The organism is Corallococcus interemptor, assembly GCF_003668875.1.
GTDB classification, from domain to species: domain Bacteria; phylum Myxococcota; class Myxococcia; order Myxococcales; family Myxococcaceae; genus Corallococcus; species Corallococcus interemptor.
In genome coordinates this window covers 1-1,584 of the sequence record NZ_RAWM01000259.1, presented here as the reverse complement: position 1 = coordinate 1,584, position 1,584 = coordinate 1, and the positions used below count along the sequence as shown (strand labels likewise).

3 protein-coding genes are annotated in these 1,584 nt (G+C 69.6%); 1 reads left to right on the top strand and 2 read right to left on the bottom strand.

Annotated features, from left to right (window positions below):
* The first annotated feature begins 33 nt into the window (after positions 1-33).
* Positions 34-117, top strand: a complete 84-nt coding sequence (locus D7X96_RS42025; protein ID WP_407921821.1) for an SHOCT-like domain-containing protein — start codon at positions 34-36, stop codon at positions 115-117.
* 3 nt (positions 118-120) lie between these two features.
* On the opposite strand, the gene D7X96_RS38955 is transcribed toward D7X96_RS42025, so the two are convergent.
* Positions 121-771: a hypothetical protein gene (locus D7X96_RS38955; protein WP_120549848.1), complete on the bottom strand. Its 651-nt coding sequence runs from the start codon at positions 769-771 to the stop codon at positions 121-123.
* Positions 772-780: 9 nt separating this feature from the next.
* Positions 781-1,584 (bottom strand): endonuclease I family protein (locus D7X96_RS38950; RefSeq protein WP_121771992.1); only part of this gene is annotated, 804 nt, incomplete at its 5' end.

Below are 1,584 nucleotides of genomic sequence, written 5' to 3'. Positions count from 1 at the left end.
CCGCCGCAGCCCCGGGGCATCCCCGACGACGAGATGCGCCGCGTGCTGGACCTGGTGGAGGCCGGCAAGCTCAGCGCGGAGGACGCCCAGAAGCTGATCAAGGCGATGCAGCGGTGAGGCTCAGGCGCCCTGGGTGAGGAAGCGGAAGGGGCGCACGCAGTCCTCGCGCGTGCAGCGGAAGAGGTAGCCCCGGCCGTTGTCTCCGAAGTCCAGGCCGAACGGCATCGCGGCCAGCTGCGCGACGAAGCGCATGGGCGCGTCACAGCACTCCGGGGTGGCTTCACCGTTGAGCCACACCGGCACGCCGCCCACCTTGCTCTCCGGCGCCTCCTCCTGCGCGCGGTCCAGCGCGGCGAGCTGCTCCTCGGTGGCCTCGTTGACGTCCACCGACAGCGCCTCGGTGTCTTCCGTGGCGGGCTCGAAGCCGAGCGTCCATTCCGCGTACGGCTTCACCGGCCCCGGCGGCGCGCTCACGGACGGCGCTCCCGCCTTCACCGGCACCGCCGCGTTGGCGCCCTCCTCCGGATCCCACCGGAAGCAGGCCGTGTCGGGGTTCTCGCACTGGAAGACGTGGACCGACGCATAGGGCGCCAGGTCCAGCCGGCCTTCGACGTGCGGCAGCTGGAAGAGGAAGCGCTGCGGCCCGCCGCACATCTCGCAGGCGGGCCATTCCAGGGGCCCCGGCGCCTCGGGCGTGCCCCCCACCTTCATCAGGGGGACACCGGTGCGGCCAGGGACGAGCGCCCACAGGGGGGCGATGGGACGGGACATGCCCGGACTCTAGAAGTCCGCGATGCGATCGGCCAGCGACGCGTCATCCACGAAGGGGTTGCGGTTCTGCTGGTAGGTCTCGATGGCGTCGTTGCGCGCGACTTCCGTCGCGTCCACCTTGTCCAGCTGGTTCCACTGCTTGAGCACGGCCTCGTCGTCCGCGGGGATGTGCTTGTTGTAGACGGTGGAGAAGTAGAACAGCGCGCGCGCCACGTTGCCCTTGTGCTCGTCGGGCGGCTCGAAGACGGTGCGGCCCTTCTCGTCGGTGCCGAACTTGGCGCCGTTCTCCTGCCACTTCACGTTCTTCACCGTGCCGAAGGGCCAGTTGCCGCGGATGGAGTTGGCCTTGCTGTCCGTGGGGAACAGGTGGTGCAGGTCCGCCTTCGCCGCGCCCGTGGCGCCCTTGGACTGGGGCCACGTGTGCTCGGTGTTCATCACGTTGCTGCTGGGAATCTTGTTCGTCGTGACTTCCTTGCCCGTGTAGACGCACTTCACCTTGCCGTCGTGGTTGTCGAGCGTGGTGAAGATGATCTTCCGCGCCTGGTTGTAGCCCAGGTCCTTGTGCTTGCTGACCGCGTCGTGCAGGGCGTTGATCAGCGCCTGGTCCTTCAGCCCGTCGTAGCGAGGATCCGACTTGGGCGGCACGTCCTCCACCGGCACCTGCGGCGCGGGCACGGGCGTCGTCGGAGTGGTCGGGGCCTTCTTCGCGGACGGGCCGGCCTCGAACGTGGAGACCGACGAGAAAGCCTTCGGGGTGATGCGGGCCGGGGTGGCCGGGGCCGACGCGGAGTTCGTCGAGGGCGGGTCGCGGAG